The organism is Spirulina subsalsa FACHB-351 (assembly GCF_026130165.1).
Lineage (GTDB): Bacteria > Cyanobacteriota > Cyanobacteriia > Cyanobacteriales > Spirulinaceae > Spirulina_A > Spirulina_A subsalsa_A.
This window is the reverse complement of the sequence record NZ_JAIHOM010000014.1, coordinates 45,159-60,093: the sequence shown is the minus strand read 5'-3', so window position 1 is coordinate 60,093 and position 14,935 is coordinate 45,159. Positions and strand designations below refer to the sequence as shown.

The window sequence follows — 14,935 nt, the reverse complement described above, 5'->3', positions numbered from 1 at the left end:
TGAAACTTCCCAAAATTGGGGAAGTAAAAATGAGAATGTCTAGACCTGTTCCTGATGGGTTTCTCTTGAAACAAATCAGAGTGGTTAAACGGGCATCAGGGTATTTTGTGCAGCTAATTTATCAGTTAGCGGTCAATATTCCTGCAAGCCCGATCCATGGACATCCTCTAGGGGTAGATATTGGACTGGATTCATACCTAGCGACTTCAGACGGGGAATTAGTCAAAAGACCTCGGTTTTTTAATCAACTTCATGGCCAGCTTAAATCGCTGCAAAGAAGGTTAAAAAACAAGAAAAAGGGGTCTAATTTCTCAAGGTAGATAAAGACTATAGTAGCCAAATGTGTCCGAATTGTAATACACATACAGGGAAAAAGAATCTATCAAATAGGGTTCATAATTGTCCTAATTGTGGATATAAAACCAATAGGGATGTGGCGGCCAGTCAAGTTATAAGAAATCGTGGATTAATCGCGGTCGGACAGCCCGTGATTCAAAATGCTTTCGGAGACGTTCTGTCGGGGTCAATTTCTGATTGGCTAGACAAGAGTCTATGAGGAAAGAATCCACTCGCCTTTAGGCAGTGGAGTGTCAATAGCCAAAACTGTTCTAATTGTGGAGAAGACGAGAGGAGCTTAACGGTGGGAGTAGTCAAAATCTTAGCTATCCCCTGCGATAAGAACCCATTTACTATGACCATCGCCAAATCTTCCCCCCTCGGTCTTACTCGCCTTCCTGACCATACCCAACTCCCCGACTTCGACGGTACTGATGAACTTTCGATAACTCTGAAGCCCAAAGACAATCGATTATAATGGGGGTTTGTTGGTAAATTGCTTAAGGGTAAGACATTGATTCAGGCGGAAACCTTAGAACTGTTGGAATGGTCGCGTTTATGCCAACATTTGGCGACGTTTGCGGCTACAAAATTAGGTGCGATCGCCGCTCGTCATTTACAGTTGCCCTCCAATCGGGCCGAGACTGTGGCACTCTTGGAACAGACCAAAGAGGCCTATCTGTTGGAAAGTCGCACCACCACGGGGTTATCCTTTGAAGGGATTCAGGATATTGGGGACTCCTTAGAACGAGCGGAACGGCAAGGGATTTTAAGCGGTAAAGCATTACTCGATATTGCCACTACTTTAGCCGGAATGCGGCGTTTGCGGCGGATGCTGGATGAACAGGAGGAAGTCCCCACCCTACAGAGTCTCGTGTCGGAAATTCGCACCTATCCAGAATTAGAACAGCACATCCACCACTGTATTGATGAGCGGGGGGAGGTGGCGGATCGCGCCAGTGCTAAATTAGCAGACCTACGGCAACAGTTAAAGACCGTGCGCGATCGCATTTATCACAGCCTGAACAAAATCATCCAACGGCAGACCACCAGCTTACAACAGATGGTGATTACCCAACGGGGCGATCGCTTCGTCTTAGCCGTCAAAGCCTCTCATAAAGACACCATTCCGGGCATTGTTCATGATACCTCTAGCACCGGAGTCACCTTCTACATTGAACCCTACGCCATTGTGGAAACGGGGAACAAACTGCGCCAACTGCAACGGCAAGAACAACGGGAACAAGAAGCCATCTTACAAGCCTTAACCTTAAACGTGGCCGAAGTGCAGGCCGACTTAGAACATTTACTCGCCACCGCCACCAAACTGGATCTCGCCACCGCCAAAGCCCGCTATAGTCTCTGGTTAGAAGGCAATCCTCCCCGCTTCATTGAGTCAGGGGAAGGGATCACCCTGCGACAACTGCGCCATCCCCTGCTGGTGTGGCAACACAAACACGAACAGGGGAGCGCCGTGATTCCCATTGATGTGCAAGTGAATCCCAAAACGCGAGTCGTGGCCATTACCGGCCCCAACACCGGGGGAAAAACCGTCACGCTCAAAACCATTGGACTCGCGGCACTGATGGCTAAAGTTGGCTTATTTCTCCCCGCCCGTGAACCTGTCGAATTACCTTGGTTTGAGCATATTTTAGCCGATATTGGGGACGAACAATCCTTAGAGCAGAGTTTGTCCACCTTTTCCGGTCATATTCGCCGGATTAGTCGGATTTTAGACGCGATTCAAACCCCAGAAGCAACCATTACCCCTGATTTAATCCTCTTAGATGAAGTCGGAGCCGGAACCGATCCGGCAGAAGGGAGTGCCTTGGCGATCGCACTGTTACAATACCTCGCCGCTCACGTCCATCTCACCATCGCCACCACCCACTACGGAGAACTCAAAGCCCTCAAATACCAAGACGAGCGTTTTGAAAATGCCTCCGTTGAGTTCGACGAAGCCAGTTTATCCCCCACCTATCGCCTCCTGTGGGGCATCCCCGGCCGCTCTAACGCCCTCTCCATTGCCCAACGTCTAGGATTACCTCCAGCCATTTTAAGCCTTGCCCAAGAGCGTGTAGGAGGCCTCTCCCAAGACGTAAATGAAGTGATTGCCGGGTTAGAAGCCCAACGGAAACGACAGGAAGATAAAGCCGATGCCGCCGCCCAATTATTAGCCGAAGCCGAACGATTTTATCAGGAAGTATCCCAACGCGCCCAATCCTTACAGGAACGGGAACAAGCCCTAAAACAATCTCAGGAACAGGCCGTTCAAACTGCGATCGCCCAAGCCAAAGCCGAAATCGCCCAAGTCATCCGAGAACTGCAACAACAGCCCAAAACCGGACAAAACGCCCAAAAAGCCACCCAAGCCCTCCAGCACGTCGCCCAGCGTCATTTACCCGCCCCTCGGGCCAAAAAGAAACCCAGCTACCTACCCAAAATTGGCGAACGGGTGCGAGTCCCTCGTTTAGGGCAAACCGCCGAAGTCTTGAGCCTCAGCGACAATCAAGAGGAACTATCCGTGCGCTTTGGTTTAATGAAAATGACCATCCCCATCACCGATATTGAGTCCCTCGATGGGAAAAAAGTAGAACTCCCCCCCAAAGAACCCCGCAAAACCCCCACGGTTTCGATTACGCCCCCAGCGAAACCCCCCGTCGCCATTCGCACCTCTAGCAATACCCTAGATATTCGCGGGAAACGAGTTCATCAAGTCGAATCCGATTTAGAACAGGCCATTAATAAGGCGACTCAAAGCGGCATTTTATGGGTTATTCACGGCAAAGGAACCGGGAAATTACGGGAAGGAGTCCATGAGTGGCTCACTCGCCATCCCCAAGTAGAGCGCTTTGAACTCGCCCCCCAAAATGAAGGGGGTTCCGGTGTAACCATTGCCTATTTGATATGACAAGGCGACCCTCAATCTTGACAAGTTAAGCCTTTTCTCCTCATTCCCGACTCCCGACTCCCCGAGTTATTCAGCAAGCCCTAGGTAATAGGGAAAATGCAGTTGTGTCCGAAATTGGCCAAAATAGCGACGCATTCCCCTACCTCGCCCCAGGCAGGTAGGGTGAGCTTCATTACTGCATCAATGTGGATATCACAGCACTGGGGTTGAGTGCTTTTCCAAAACCCCCCTTAAATTTGTTAGGATAAAACGCAAGTCTGGGGCAGCCCAGAGGAAGCCCCGCACCCTACCGCCTAGGCGGTTTCTGTCGGGAGTGTGTCACAAGGCGGGAAAGTTCAGCAGAAATGCTGATGGATTCCCGGAACTCTATCGGGGGGATGAGGGTCAAAGGATACACAAAGGACAAACAAATAAGGTATTTTGGAGACAAATTCCACTCCCTTGGGTTGTGAGTCTAAACAATCTCGCTTTTAGATTTGCCCTAAAACGAGGGTTTCCTAGAGTGGAGTCCAAAATTATCCCAGTTTGCTGCGGTTGTCTTTGTGAGGCGTTCTGCCGTGAGGATGCCGTTTAATATTTAGGACAATGTATTTTGAGGTAGGTTATGATGAAGTCACTTTTACGTCGGTTTGCTATGTTGGGAATTGCTGGTGCTGCAATGGCAGGAACTGTATTGGGTGGAGCGCTTGAAGTGTTAGCTTTAACGGAACAAGAAATTGTGGAACGCTTACAAAATGTCCCTGTCTTTACTATTGCAGACCGCGAAGGGAAACCGTTAGTGGCTCAAGTTGATGCAGATAACCCCAGTGCGGGGAGTGTGGCGGGTGTGTTCATTAGCCCCCAAGATGCAGAACGTTTTGTACAAAACCTCAAACGCGATAATCCTGCTTTAGGAAATCAAGTACAGGTGGTTGTGGTGTCGTTGGCTGAGATTTACCAGTTAGATCGTCAAGCAAGCCAAAATACTCAAGCCAATTTTGGCTTTACCTATGTTCCCACTGAGCAACAGGTACAACAAGCTCGCCAACTGAGTCAAGATTTCCAAGGAACTCCCTTATTTGTGGCACGGGGTGGCCCGGAACAGGGTTATTTAACATTGCAACAAGGGGATGAACAGGTGATTCCGTTCTTCTTTGATAAGCAACAGTTGCAACAAATGATTGAGCGCTTTAAAGAACAAGAACCTAGTCTTGCTTCTACGGTGTCTATTCAAGCTGTGCCTTTAGAAGGTGTGATTCAAGCGATGGAAACGAGCAACAATGCTGGGTTAAATCAAATCGTTTTGGTGCCTTCTCAGTCGGCGATTCAATACATCCAATCTCGTCAACCTCGCTAGAAGCTGAGGGTTGAGAAAAGACCCCAGAGAAGATCAATAAAGATTAGGTCTGTGGATTTGTCCATCAGGCCTTTTCTCTGTGTATGGGGTGGTGAAACAGCCTCTTCCTCCAATTTTCACATATTAAGTGGGGTCTTTGGGTCTTTTATCATCTCCCAGTAACGGTGTTGAGGGCAAATTCTCGCTCAATTTGCCAATGGTGTCCTTGATGCCGTAACAGCGTTAACTGATTTACGGTGAACTCTGCGTGAAATTCTCGCGTTTCAAATTCTGACCAAGCCGCCTTGAAATTATCCCGCGTTAAATCTCGAAAGGCTAAGGTCAGATGAGGATTAAAAAAACGGTTTTTTTGTGGAGTAACTAACCCTAATTCCTGCATCAAAACAGCCCCTAATGTTTGTTCAATCTCCATTAATTCCGGCGTTTTCCGGGGACGCAAAAAAATCACCCGAGGCTTAAATGCCCCAAAACCATCAAGAACAATTGGGATTGGCTTTTGATTGAGGGCAAACTGCTCCAGAATCTGAGTTAATTCTGCCAAGCGAGTCTCTGACCACAAAAAGGGCGGGTACAGGGTAATATGAGGCGGTGCATTAAATGCTTTTCGGCTGTCATACACCCGGGCAAAATATTCTTTTAACTCATTGGCCTGTTGTTGCACTTCCACAGGGGGTAACAAGGCGAGAAAATAACGAAACACCACAAAAGTCTCTCCTTTGACGGGCAAGATAACGGACTTAAGATAGTCTTATTATGCCGTGAGGGGAGGGGGAGCGGGGGAGTAGGGAATTGATAATTGATAATTGACAATTGACAATTATTTCCGACTCCTGACTCCCGACTCCCGAGATGAGAAACCGGGTTTTTGCTAGGGTGTATCGAGAAAACTAGACATTGAACGCAACCCGGTTTCTGACTAGAGTGAGTCAATGACATTACCCTCAACTCCCGACACCCGACTCCCCCTCTCCCCCAGAGGAACTTTTATTTTCGGCACAGTTTTCCTTCATCTTTCCCTCATTTTCCCTCAGTTTAATGTTCCTAGAACTAGGGAACTATTGAGACTCATGTTAAATGGAAAAAACAAAATTAAACGTCAAAAATTTAAACGTCAAGCTTTAGCGGATTCTTGTCCTCCAGCTTGGTTTAAACCTTCTACTTGGCAGTGCTTTACAATTTTGGCATTTTGTGCTTTTATAGGCAGTTATATTTTAGAAGCAGTTGCGGTTTCAAGTTTCACATTGGGAATGGTTTTAGTGGCCAATCCCGCTTTAGCCCAAGATGTTACCGGAAATACTATGAATCCTCAAGGGTGGTTATTGAATGCCTTACAATGGATTGACGGTTTAGGGGCTGTTGGTGCGATCGCCTTTATGTTCCTTTATATTGTGGCAACTGTCGCCTTTTTGCCGGGTTCTATTCTCACCCTCGGCGCTGGAATTGTGTTTGGTGTGGCCTTGGGGTCTGTTTATGTGTTCATTGGGGCCACATTAGGAGCAACTGGGGCGTTTTTAGTGGGTCGGTATCTTGCTAGGGGCTGGGTGGCGGCGAAAATTGCCGAGAATAGCAAGTTTCAAGCCATTGATGAGGCCGTAGGTCAAGCAGGATTTAAAATTGTTTTATTAACCCGACTTTCTCCGATTTTTCCCTTTAATTTATTAAACTATGCTTATGGGATTACAGGAGTATCTTTAAAGGATTATGTTCTCGCTTCAGTGGGCATGATTCCGGGAACTATTATGTATGTTTATATTGGCTCTTTAGCCGGGAATTTAGCCCGGATTGGGGCGGAAAGTCCCAGTGCTAATCCGGTGGCCGAGTGGGGGATTAGAATACTGGGTTTTGCCGCCACGGTTGCCGTGACGGTTTATGTGACGAAAATCGCCAAAAAAGCGTTAAATGAAGCCGTAGTTAAAGAGTAATTTTGGGTTCAAACTTCCGATTGATACTCCATAATTCTGGCATAATCTCCAAGGGCATAACAGGCCGTTCTAAGACTACCTAAAGCTTGACGTTCTACCCGGTGATCTTTGAGAATACGAGCCACCTTTAAACGGTGTTCATAACAGCGAATCGCTTTTTGATAATCCCCTTGAGCATCATAGGCCACGCCCAAACTGCCGAGGGCTTGTTCTTGGGAACGGTGATCTCCCAAGTGACGGGCAATGTGGAGGCGTTGTTCACTATAGGCGATCGCCCGTTGATAGTCACCAATGGTATAAGAGGCATTGGCTAAATTACGCAAAATTTGCACAGCCGTCCGTTCATCCTTCATTTCTTGGGCGAGTTGAAAGCGCTCTTCATAGTAGCGAATTGCCCCCCGATAATTGCCCAAAGAATAACAAGCATTGCCTAAATTACGCAAAATTTGGGCAATAATATTGCGATCTTCCAACTTTTGGGCAATTTCCAGAGCCTCCTGTTGGCACTCAATGGCCTTCTGCATTTGTCCCTGTGCTTTGTAGGCCAGACCGAGGTTATTGTAGGCGGCCATTTGACCGGACAAATCCTCCAATTCTTGAAAAACCTTAAGACTTTGGGTTTGGAATGCGATCGCCTCATCCGGATGGTGACAATGGCGGTAAGCATTGCCCATCAAACTCAACGCTTGTCCCAGCAGGCGACACCGTGGCCTCGGAGTCAAGAGATCACAACAAGACTCCGCCCAACTTAACGTCAGTTCATAGTTGCCCCGTCCATATTCCACCAAACCAATATAATACAGAGCTTTCGCCTCTTGTTCCGGGTTGCCCACCCCGCGATAGTGCTGAACCGACTCTTGCAAAGCATAAAGCGCTATCTCTAACTCACCCTGTTGAAGTGCCTGCATTCCTTGTTCCAACAGATCCTCTGCTTGTTCTTCATTGGCAAAAGGCAAATCTGGATGAGTCTCAGACTCCACCCCAATAGTCTGATTGGGATTTAAATATTTCTTAATCGGTTGTTCTGATTTAGTCAATGTCCCCGCCCCCTCAGTCCCGCTCTTCTTAAAGCCTAGCTGAATTCTGGGGCAATAGGAAAGAGAGAAAGTGCTGGATGAGGAAGTTGACACCCCCCGGCTTTTTCTCTTATCGACTCGAACGCCTCCACTCATTGAGATCCCGTTCAACCGCGTATCTAAACTCAATGGGGATAAGGGTAACTTCTAACTCTTCGGGAGTCTCTGAGGGGGGGTTAATTTGAGCATAAACCCACTTTTGATCAAAGTTAGGTCTGCCGAGAATCAGAGTATGATCCTCCCCAGCCACCTTTAAAGTCAAAGTCGCAAAAGGCTCTTCTAAGCCATAGGTGTCCTTCTCCTCTGCCGCAATCAGAAACATCCGATCCCGCTCCTTTTCCACCAACAAATTGGTTAAAAAGGCGATCGCCGCATCATTGGCGATTTCCTCTTGCGGTTTCACCATCCGCCAATTATAAGTTTCCGCCTCGACCCGTTCAAACTGTAGCGTTCGACCCTCTTTTTCAATGGTAATCTCTTGAATATCCTGCTCCTTCAAGTCAATCACCTTCCGTTGTCGTGCTACTACCTCAGTTTGATAAGACCTAACAATCATTTCATAGAAATAGACTCCTCCCCCCAACACAAGGGCAGCCATCAAGAGTCCCCAAGTGGTGCGTTGCAATTTCATCAAAAGTTTCCTTAAATTTAGAAGAATGGGAGTGGAACAGTAGGATCTTCAGTTCCAACCTCCCAACATCTGGGGCATGAATGGCAAGGGCTGCCCAAGTCCTCAGACTCGATCACTAGACCCAACGTCCGACTAAAACCCGCACAGTCCCATCTTCTAAAGTTTCTTGCTCCTCCACCTGAAATCCTTGTTCCTGCACTGTAGCTAACAGGGTTTTGTGGGCATATTTTTGATTCACCTGATTGAGGAACTCTTGCTGATTAACCTGACTTCCCCAAAAATCCGCAATCAGTTCATAATTTTCCCCATTGCGTCGGAAACCCAAGTCATAGCGATTGCTCTGACGAATAACATAATCCGCTTGGGTCGTCATGCCCTTATATCCGCGTACTTCCGCGTTTTGTTCAACCTGATAGCCAAGTTCTTGCAAAACCTCTTGCAGCACCTCGCCATTCTTGATTTGAACCTTAATAGTGGTGAAATGAGACATTGTTCTTTTATGCCTTATATGGTTCGACTGTGACTTTGACTATAGCTCAAAATCTAGGGTTTTTTCATTCACCATCAGGCGATAACTCCCAGACTCCAACCCCTCATTTAGGGGGATGTCCTTCTCAAACGGCACCACCACCGCCGGACACATTACATCCGGAGGCAACAGTCGATAAAGTTGTACCGTGATTTGGGACCCTTCCCGTTCTTGTTCAACTTGTAAGGGTAAATCACAGCCATCAGGCAAGATGCCCGTCACTTTTAAGGTCACTTGTTGGGAATCCCCTTGCTCCACTTCCACCATCACCTCTTCCACCATAGCCAGAGAAGGCTGAGGTTCTGCAACATCATCCGGTAAAGGTAGGGTGATGTCCCCCGAGGGAGTCTCGCAACCCAGCAGGGGGAGGACAAGCAAGAATAATAATAAGGCGAGAGAATGAATAGAAGTCATCATAGGAGTATGTCCGATAAGTTGGCGCATTTATCTCTAGTGTAGTGTTGTTACCGTGGGATTCCCATCATTTGGACAAGAGTGTTGGCGTTAGCCTGACCGAGGAAACAAGTCGGTAATCAGGAATCACTGAAGCTTGCCTATTCCCTATCTCCTATTCCCTCGGATATGCTATGGTAACAGCGTTGCTCTACATTTTGATCCGAAGCCATTCCTATGTCGAATCGTCCCGCATTAGAGTTCCACAATCCCTATCCTGATGCAGTTAATCTAGAACTCCTCCCCCTAGCCACCACAGGGGAATCATTTGGCGAGGGAGAGTTAGGGGTGAAACTCACCTTTGGACAACAGTGGACAGAGTTACTGAACGGTCGGGTCAGATTTGGCATCAAAGGGGGGATCTTAACCCTAGAGTGTGCTAGAGAAGCCTCTCAGAATGAGAATCCCGCCTTTCTCTCTCTCCAACACAACACGGAGACACGACCTCTTGCTCTATCCCTCAGCTTAGTCCCAAATAGTGCTTTACCCCAGTGGCTTTGTTTCAGTGAACCCCGTTATGCCATTCTACAAGGCACCAGCCAGCCCTATCCCCTCGGCATCTTTGCCCCCAATACCCCCCCAGTTGTCACGCTCCGCTTCACCCCCTCCCCGAGCCACATCGTCCTTACCGATGCGGAAAACCTCTGGCGACACGATATTAGCCCGAACAAACACGCCATTTTAGAGCGGGTGCTGGCTCGTTTTTTAGCGAAACACTGGGTTAATCCCCCCACTCCCGAAGCGGTGGGCAAGTTAGATCATGATCGCCAAGCCATTTTAAATGCTAACACCGATCACATTTTGCAATTAGCGGAGTTAGTGGAACTCAATCCCTTAACGGATTTTGCTGGGGGGAACTTCTTGGCAACCCAACTCAATGGTGTAGATTTAAGTGGGGCGCAATTAGCTGGGATTAACTTACGAGGGGCTGAGTTAAATGATATTGACATGAGCGAGGCCGACTTACGGGGCGCTAATTTAAGCGGGGCTGATTTAAGTGGAGCCTATTTAAGTGATAGTGACTTGACGGGTGCTGACTTACACCGAGCTAGTTTAGCCTTGGCCAATTTGGTGGGGGCTAATTTCACTCAAGCCAATCTAGCCGAGGCGAATGTTAGTAATACTACGTGGCACAGCGCGATTTTAAAAGCGGCTCAAGTTAGCCACCTCGTTGGGCTAACGGAGGAAATGCGGCAGTATTTTATCGAGCAGGGCGCTGTGTTGAATTAGGGTGTAGTTCACTAGGCATTTTGGCTTTAGCTTCTCTGCTGATATTTTTTGAAGTTTTCCGCTTGCCCAAAAATTTCTTTGTAGACTTCATCTTTCAAGACGATTTAGGCGATCGCCTTGATGCTCCATGTCGGTAGGGAGTTCGGTTTGGATCAGTACAGGTGCGCTTCTTTAGCTAAGGCTCAGGGATCACTCTTAGCATGACAATTTGTGCTGTATATGTTAGCATACATCTAGTTGTTTGAGGTCGATAAACAAGGTGTGAAGGGCAAAAAAGGCTATCCTATCCCCTTCCAGATCCGGTGTTCCCTGTTCCCTAGACCCACGAGTAGAGTTATTTAGCAAGTCCTAGGTCGCATACTAGGGGACTCATACGCCCAAGGTCAGGAGTTCAAATCTGCCCCGAGCCATTGATGTAGCATCAGCAATTTTTACTAGGCTTTAAACACAATAATGGGATCTACACGGGTGACTTTTTGAATGGCAAAAAGAGCAGACCCAACACACATGACTAAGGTAATTCCCAAAACGACAATCGCTGTAGAGGGGGTAATTAAAATCATTATTCCTTGACTGGCCATTGTCCATTTTCCTAATCCTAAACAGAGGAGAATTCCGGGAATATATCCCAAAACGGCCATATAAACGGCTTGTTCAATAATCACCCCATATAACATTCGATTTGAGGCGCCCATTGCTTTTAATGTGCCGAATTCTTTTAAATGATCGGCGACGGAGGAATAGAGAATCTGACCGACAATGACTATGCCCACAATGACCCCGACTGTTGCCCCTAAACCGAGAATAAAACCGATCCCTGTGCGCTTTTGCCAATAGGTTCGAGTGGCTTGGGAAATTTCTTCTTTTGTCCAAGCTTTGGTATTAGGAAAGGCGGCCTCTAAACGGGCTTGTAATTCTTCAATATCTTGACCGGGTTCGGCTTGAATCAAGATATATTGAATGGGGTCGGCGGAACTCATGGGTTCTGGTGTGGGGACTCCCTCAAGGGGTTGGTCTTGTTTTTCATATAAGGTGGTGCATTGGATGGTGCCGTCGGGCTGCATTCGACAGTCTACACTGGAAGAGAATCCAGCACTGGCGAAGGCTTTGGCGGTTTCGAGGGAGGAAAAAATATAGGTGGCGGAGGTGATGGATTGGGAGTCGGAGGTAATGCCGACAATGGTAGCAGGGAGATTGCCGATAAAACCGCGATCGCCAATTCCTCGGACGGATAAACTGTTCAAACTCCCTTGATCCACTAGCACATTGTAGGGTGTGTTTAAGTCTGCGAGTTGACCGGATTGTAACTGACCGGGACGAAATAGCACCCCATTGGGGTCAAAGCCATATAACCGTAGGGGGGTGAGTTCCCCCCCCGGAATCTGCCAGCGTCCCAGTCCGGTCATTAAGGGTTCCGCCCGCGCTACTCCGGGGATTTGATTGGCTTGGTTCACCTGTTCTAAAAGAAGGGGCAGGGTGAGTTCCATGTGAACTAATTCATCGGAGGTGATCCAAATATCGGCGGGGGATGCGTCAATGAGGAGGGCGGTGGACCGAGTGAAACCGTTTAAGAGTCCGGTTTGAATGGTGACAAGACTGACAGCAAACATGATGCCTGCTTGGGCTACGAGAAAACGGGGCAGGTCTTCAAATAGGTTTTTGCGGGCGATAGATACCATGAATCAGGGAATGGGGAATGGGGAATAATTAACAATTATCAATTATTAATTCTCAATCTACACGGGTTTAGCTTGGGAATCCCGCACTCTATTGTTGACAATAAGCGTCGGGAGGATGTTATGGTACTTTTTCTTCAATGACTAATGCTTGATAAAAAAAGGCTTTATCTTGTTGAAAGAGGGTGTTAGCTAAGTCGCTCAGAGGGCGCAAATCAGCCGCTAGGCTATCCGGACGGCAACGGGGGACGAAAAGATTCCAATATAATAAACGACTGCCGGGGGGACTCTGTTGGATGATTTGTTGGAGTAGTTTTTGACTGTTGTCTGGGGACATATACTCAAAAATATTGCTCAAATTGTAGCGGTTAATGGACAGATGGGGATTTTGACTTAAAAAGTCTTCTAGGGCTGAGTTGTGCCATTCGAGACGGTTGAGATGGTCGCGAATGGGGTCAAAGTTTTCCGGGCGGAGGGCAAAGGGGAGGGCTTGGGGGTGGTATCCGGTGAGAATCCATTGTAGATAGGGGTTTTCGGCTGGATTTAGCTGGGTGAGGGCGTACTCGGTGCGTTGTAGGAGGTGTTGACTGATTGCGCCTTCTCCGTAGCGGAAAAATTGGGGATCTCGCCCCCAACGACCTAAGAGGGGACGGGAGAAAAATAGCCGGAAGAGTAAGCGCCATCGCCAATGATTCCAGTGGGTTTGATAAAAGGCTTCCCGGACGGACTGGGGGTGGTTTTGGAGGAAATGTTCTCGGGTGGTGCGATCGCCAATTAAAGGCAATACATACTTTCTGAATGTTGTCAAGTATCGTTCAAATTTACCTACACGGGCGAAACCTTGTGCGATCGCCCTCTCCTGACCATCCCAAAACTGGCGGACTGCCTCATCTAACAGCCCCCGACAGCGCCCATAGAAAGCCCGACGTTCCCCCCCCGTCGCCAATTTTGACCCCAGAAACGCCAATAACTCCCCATGACTCAACACCCGAAAAGCCGCCACCCGCAAAGCTAAACAAGCAATTTGGGCTGGATTAAAATCCACTGCAATCACCCGTTTCGGAGAACAGGCTAACAGCGCTAAAGTATTATCACCCGCCGATCCAATCGATAAACAAACATCATCCGGTTGGATCGCCAATCCCTGCAATAAAACATCCGCATCCTCCCAACATTGGGCATAGCGAATCCGAGAAAAATCAGCCAACTTAACAATTTCACTAGGCATCCCCAGAATTAACCTGAAAAGCCGATAAATCCAAACGATCAAAACCCCGTAAAAACTCAAATAAAGATCCCGCAATTTTATTCACACCTCCCTTAACATTCGACTCAATATTTAAAGGAATCACCGGATCATGCAGAGACAAACGCAACAAAAACCAGCCCCTTTCCTGCTCCCCCTGACAATTCACCCGCACCCCTTCATAATTACGCGGCACAATCCCCCAACTCGGTTGTTCCCCAGCAAACTTTTCCAACGCCTTAATCACCTCATTCCCATACTCCTTAAAATCTTCCCCGGCAATCTTAATCCGTAACTCCTCACTTTCTACCGGTTCCTCCAACCGGGCAATTAAATCCCCCAAACATCTCCCCTCCCCTTTAGCCTTAGCCAACTCCACCAACAACTTAGTAATTAAATAAGCCCCATCATCGAGAAAATAATTTTCTCGCATCGCCCCATGTCCTGACGTTTCAATAGCTAACCAACAGTCCTGTCCTTCCTCATTTAAACGAATCGCCTCATTAATCACATTTTTATAGCCCCGTTTAAAGCGATGATGAACCCCCTTTAACTCCTGCTCAATAAACTTAGATAACCCCTCAGACGTAATCGAATCTGTGACAATCGTTGACCCCGGATGTTCCCTTAAAACAATAGCCGAAATCAAAGCAATCAAACGATTACGGTTCAACTCCTGACCCATTTCATCAACCGCCGCCCCCCGATCAACATCCGTATCAAAAATAATACCCAAATCGGCTTTATGGCTTAAAACAGCTTGACAAATTGCCGCCATTGCCTCCTTATTTTCAGGATTCGGCACATGATTTGGAAACATCCCATCCGGGTCTAAAAATTGACTCCCTGTTGTATCTGCGCCCAAGGGTTTAAGCACCTGATCCACATAAAAGCCCCCAGCCCCATTCCCGGCATCAACAATAATTTTTAATCCCTCTAACGGCCGTTCAAACCTGTCAGGATCATTCACTCCTTCCCGTACTTTTTGGACCAAACTCGCCGCATAAACCGCCATAAAATCTCGTTTTTCTATGACCCCTCTCTCCACATTTGGGGGGAAATTTTGACCTTCAGAAAACCCTAAAATTGCCCTAATATCTTGCTTTTCAAGTCCACCTTTTGCTGTAAAAAACTTAAAACCATTGCGATTAAATGGTAAATGACTTGCCGTTAACATAATAGCCCCATCACAGGCAAAATCTGGCGTAACGGTACTCATAAACATAGCTGGAGTTGAAGCCATTCCAAAATCATACACCCGGCAACCCAAGGCTTGAATCCCCCTGACTGTTGCCTCCATTAATTCAATCCCCGACAACCGACTATCTCGCCCTACCCCTACTGTTAATTCTGGCGCAGGTTTGACGAGTTTTTCACTCAACCACTGGACAAAAGCTTGCCCCAAAAGTGTCGCCACCTCCGGGGTTAAATTAACCGCTTCATCTGGCACTCCTTCCAAAGCAACCCCACGAATATCTGAGCCATTTTGTAGCTTTTTCCAGTTAAAAGTAGCTGGGATAGTGATCATAGTCTTAATCGGTACAACTCCACGAACATTATAGAACACCTCAGCAAAACATCCCCGGGTC

12 protein-coding genes and 2 pseudogenes are annotated in these 14,935 nt (G+C 47.6%); 6 read left to right on the top strand and 8 right to left on the bottom strand.

Going from position 1 to position 14,935, the window contains the following annotated elements:
* From K4A83_RS22990 to K4A83_RS04320, 4 genes and pseudogenes are all read left to right on the top strand, one after another.
* Window positions 1-556 (top strand): annotated as a pseudogene (locus K4A83_RS22990) (RNA-guided endonuclease InsQ/TnpB family protein); the annotation flags it as partial.
* Between the two features lie 135 nt (window positions 557-691).
* Window positions 692-769: pseudogene (locus K4A83_RS22985) on the top strand (Uma2 family endonuclease); the annotation flags it as partial.
* 81 nt (window positions 770-850) lie between these two features.
* A complete protein-coding gene (locus K4A83_RS04325) occupies window positions 851-3,247 on the top strand; it encodes an endonuclease MutS2 (RefSeq protein ID WP_265263188.1) in 2,397 nt (798 codons plus the stop codon).
* Between the two features lie 604 nt (window positions 3,248-3,851).
* Window positions 3,852-4,583 (top strand): Tic22 family protein, encoded by a 732-nt coding sequence (locus K4A83_RS04320; RefSeq protein WP_265263187.1) that lies wholly within the window; start codon window positions 3,852-3,854, stop codon window positions 4,581-4,583.
* Between the two features lie 148 nt (window positions 4,584-4,731).
* On the opposite strand, the gene K4A83_RS04315 is transcribed toward K4A83_RS04320, so the two are convergent.
* Window positions 4,732-5,283 carry a 2'-5' RNA ligase family protein gene (locus K4A83_RS04315; RefSeq protein WP_265263186.1) on the bottom strand — a complete coding sequence of 184 codons (552 nt, stop codon included), beginning with the start codon at window positions 5,281-5,283 and terminating at the stop codon, window positions 4,732-4,734.
* A gap of 367 nt (window positions 5,284-5,650) precedes the next feature.
* Between K4A83_RS04315 and K4A83_RS04310 the strand changes: the two genes are divergently transcribed.
* A complete protein-coding gene (locus K4A83_RS04310) occupies window positions 5,651-6,505 on the top strand; it encodes a TVP38/TMEM64 family protein (RefSeq protein WP_407809810.1) in 855 nt (284 codons plus the stop codon).
* Window positions 6,506-6,513: 8 nt separating this feature from the next.
* Here K4A83_RS04310 and K4A83_RS04305 read toward each other — a convergent pair whose 3' ends face one another.
* The 4 genes from K4A83_RS04305 to K4A83_RS04290 all read right to left on the bottom strand — a co-directional run bounded on the left by K4A83_RS04305 (window position 6,514) and on the right by K4A83_RS04290 (window position 9,158).
* A complete protein-coding gene (locus K4A83_RS04305) occupies window positions 6,514-7,542 on the bottom strand; it encodes a tetratricopeptide repeat protein (RefSeq protein ID WP_265263184.1) in 1,029 nt (342 codons plus the stop codon).
* A gap of 109 nt (window positions 7,543-7,651) precedes the next feature.
* Window positions 7,652-8,212, bottom strand: a complete 561-nt coding sequence (locus tag K4A83_RS04300) for a DUF4340 domain-containing protein (RefSeq protein WP_265263183.1) — start codon at window positions 8,210-8,212, stop codon at window positions 7,652-7,654.
* Window positions 8,213-8,327: 115 nt separating this feature from the next.
* On the bottom strand, window positions 8,328-8,702 hold the full coding sequence (locus K4A83_RS04295; protein ID WP_265263182.1) for a DUF1257 domain-containing protein: 375 nt from the start codon (window positions 8,700-8,702) through the stop codon (window positions 8,328-8,330).
* Between the two features lie 39 nt (window positions 8,703-8,741).
* A complete protein-coding gene (locus K4A83_RS04290) occupies window positions 8,742-9,158 on the bottom strand; it encodes a hypothetical protein (protein WP_265263181.1) in 417 nt (138 codons plus the stop codon).
* A 213-nt stretch (window positions 9,159-9,371) separates the two neighbouring features.
* Here K4A83_RS04290 and K4A83_RS04285 point away from each other — a divergent pair, with 213 nt between their 5' ends.
* Entirely contained in the window at window positions 9,372-10,424 is a 1,053-nt protein-coding gene (locus K4A83_RS04285) for a pentapeptide repeat-containing protein (protein WP_265263180.1), read from the top strand.
* 434 nt (window positions 10,425-10,858) lie between these two features.
* Here K4A83_RS04285 and K4A83_RS04280 read toward each other — a convergent pair whose 3' ends face one another.
* From K4A83_RS04280 to K4A83_RS04270, 3 genes are all read right to left on the bottom strand, one after another.
* On the bottom strand, window positions 10,859-12,103 hold the full coding sequence (locus tag K4A83_RS04280) for an FtsX-like permease family protein (RefSeq protein WP_265263179.1): 1,245 nt from the start codon (window positions 12,101-12,103) through the stop codon (window positions 10,859-10,861).
* A 118-nt stretch (window positions 12,104-12,221) separates the two neighbouring features.
* Complete coding sequence (locus tag K4A83_RS04275; protein WP_265263178.1) at window positions 12,222-13,328, bottom strand: DUF3419 family protein; 1,107 nt, start codon at window positions 13,326-13,328, stop codon at window positions 12,222-12,224.
* Window positions 13,321-14,874, bottom strand: coding sequence for a phosphomannomutase/phosphoglucomutase (locus K4A83_RS04270; RefSeq protein WP_265263177.1), 1,554 nt, complete (start codon window positions 14,872-14,874; stop codon window positions 13,321-13,323). Before K4A83_RS04270 ends, K4A83_RS04275 begins: the two co-directional genes overlap by 8 nt.
* Between the last annotated feature and the right edge of the window lie 61 nt (window positions 14,875-14,935).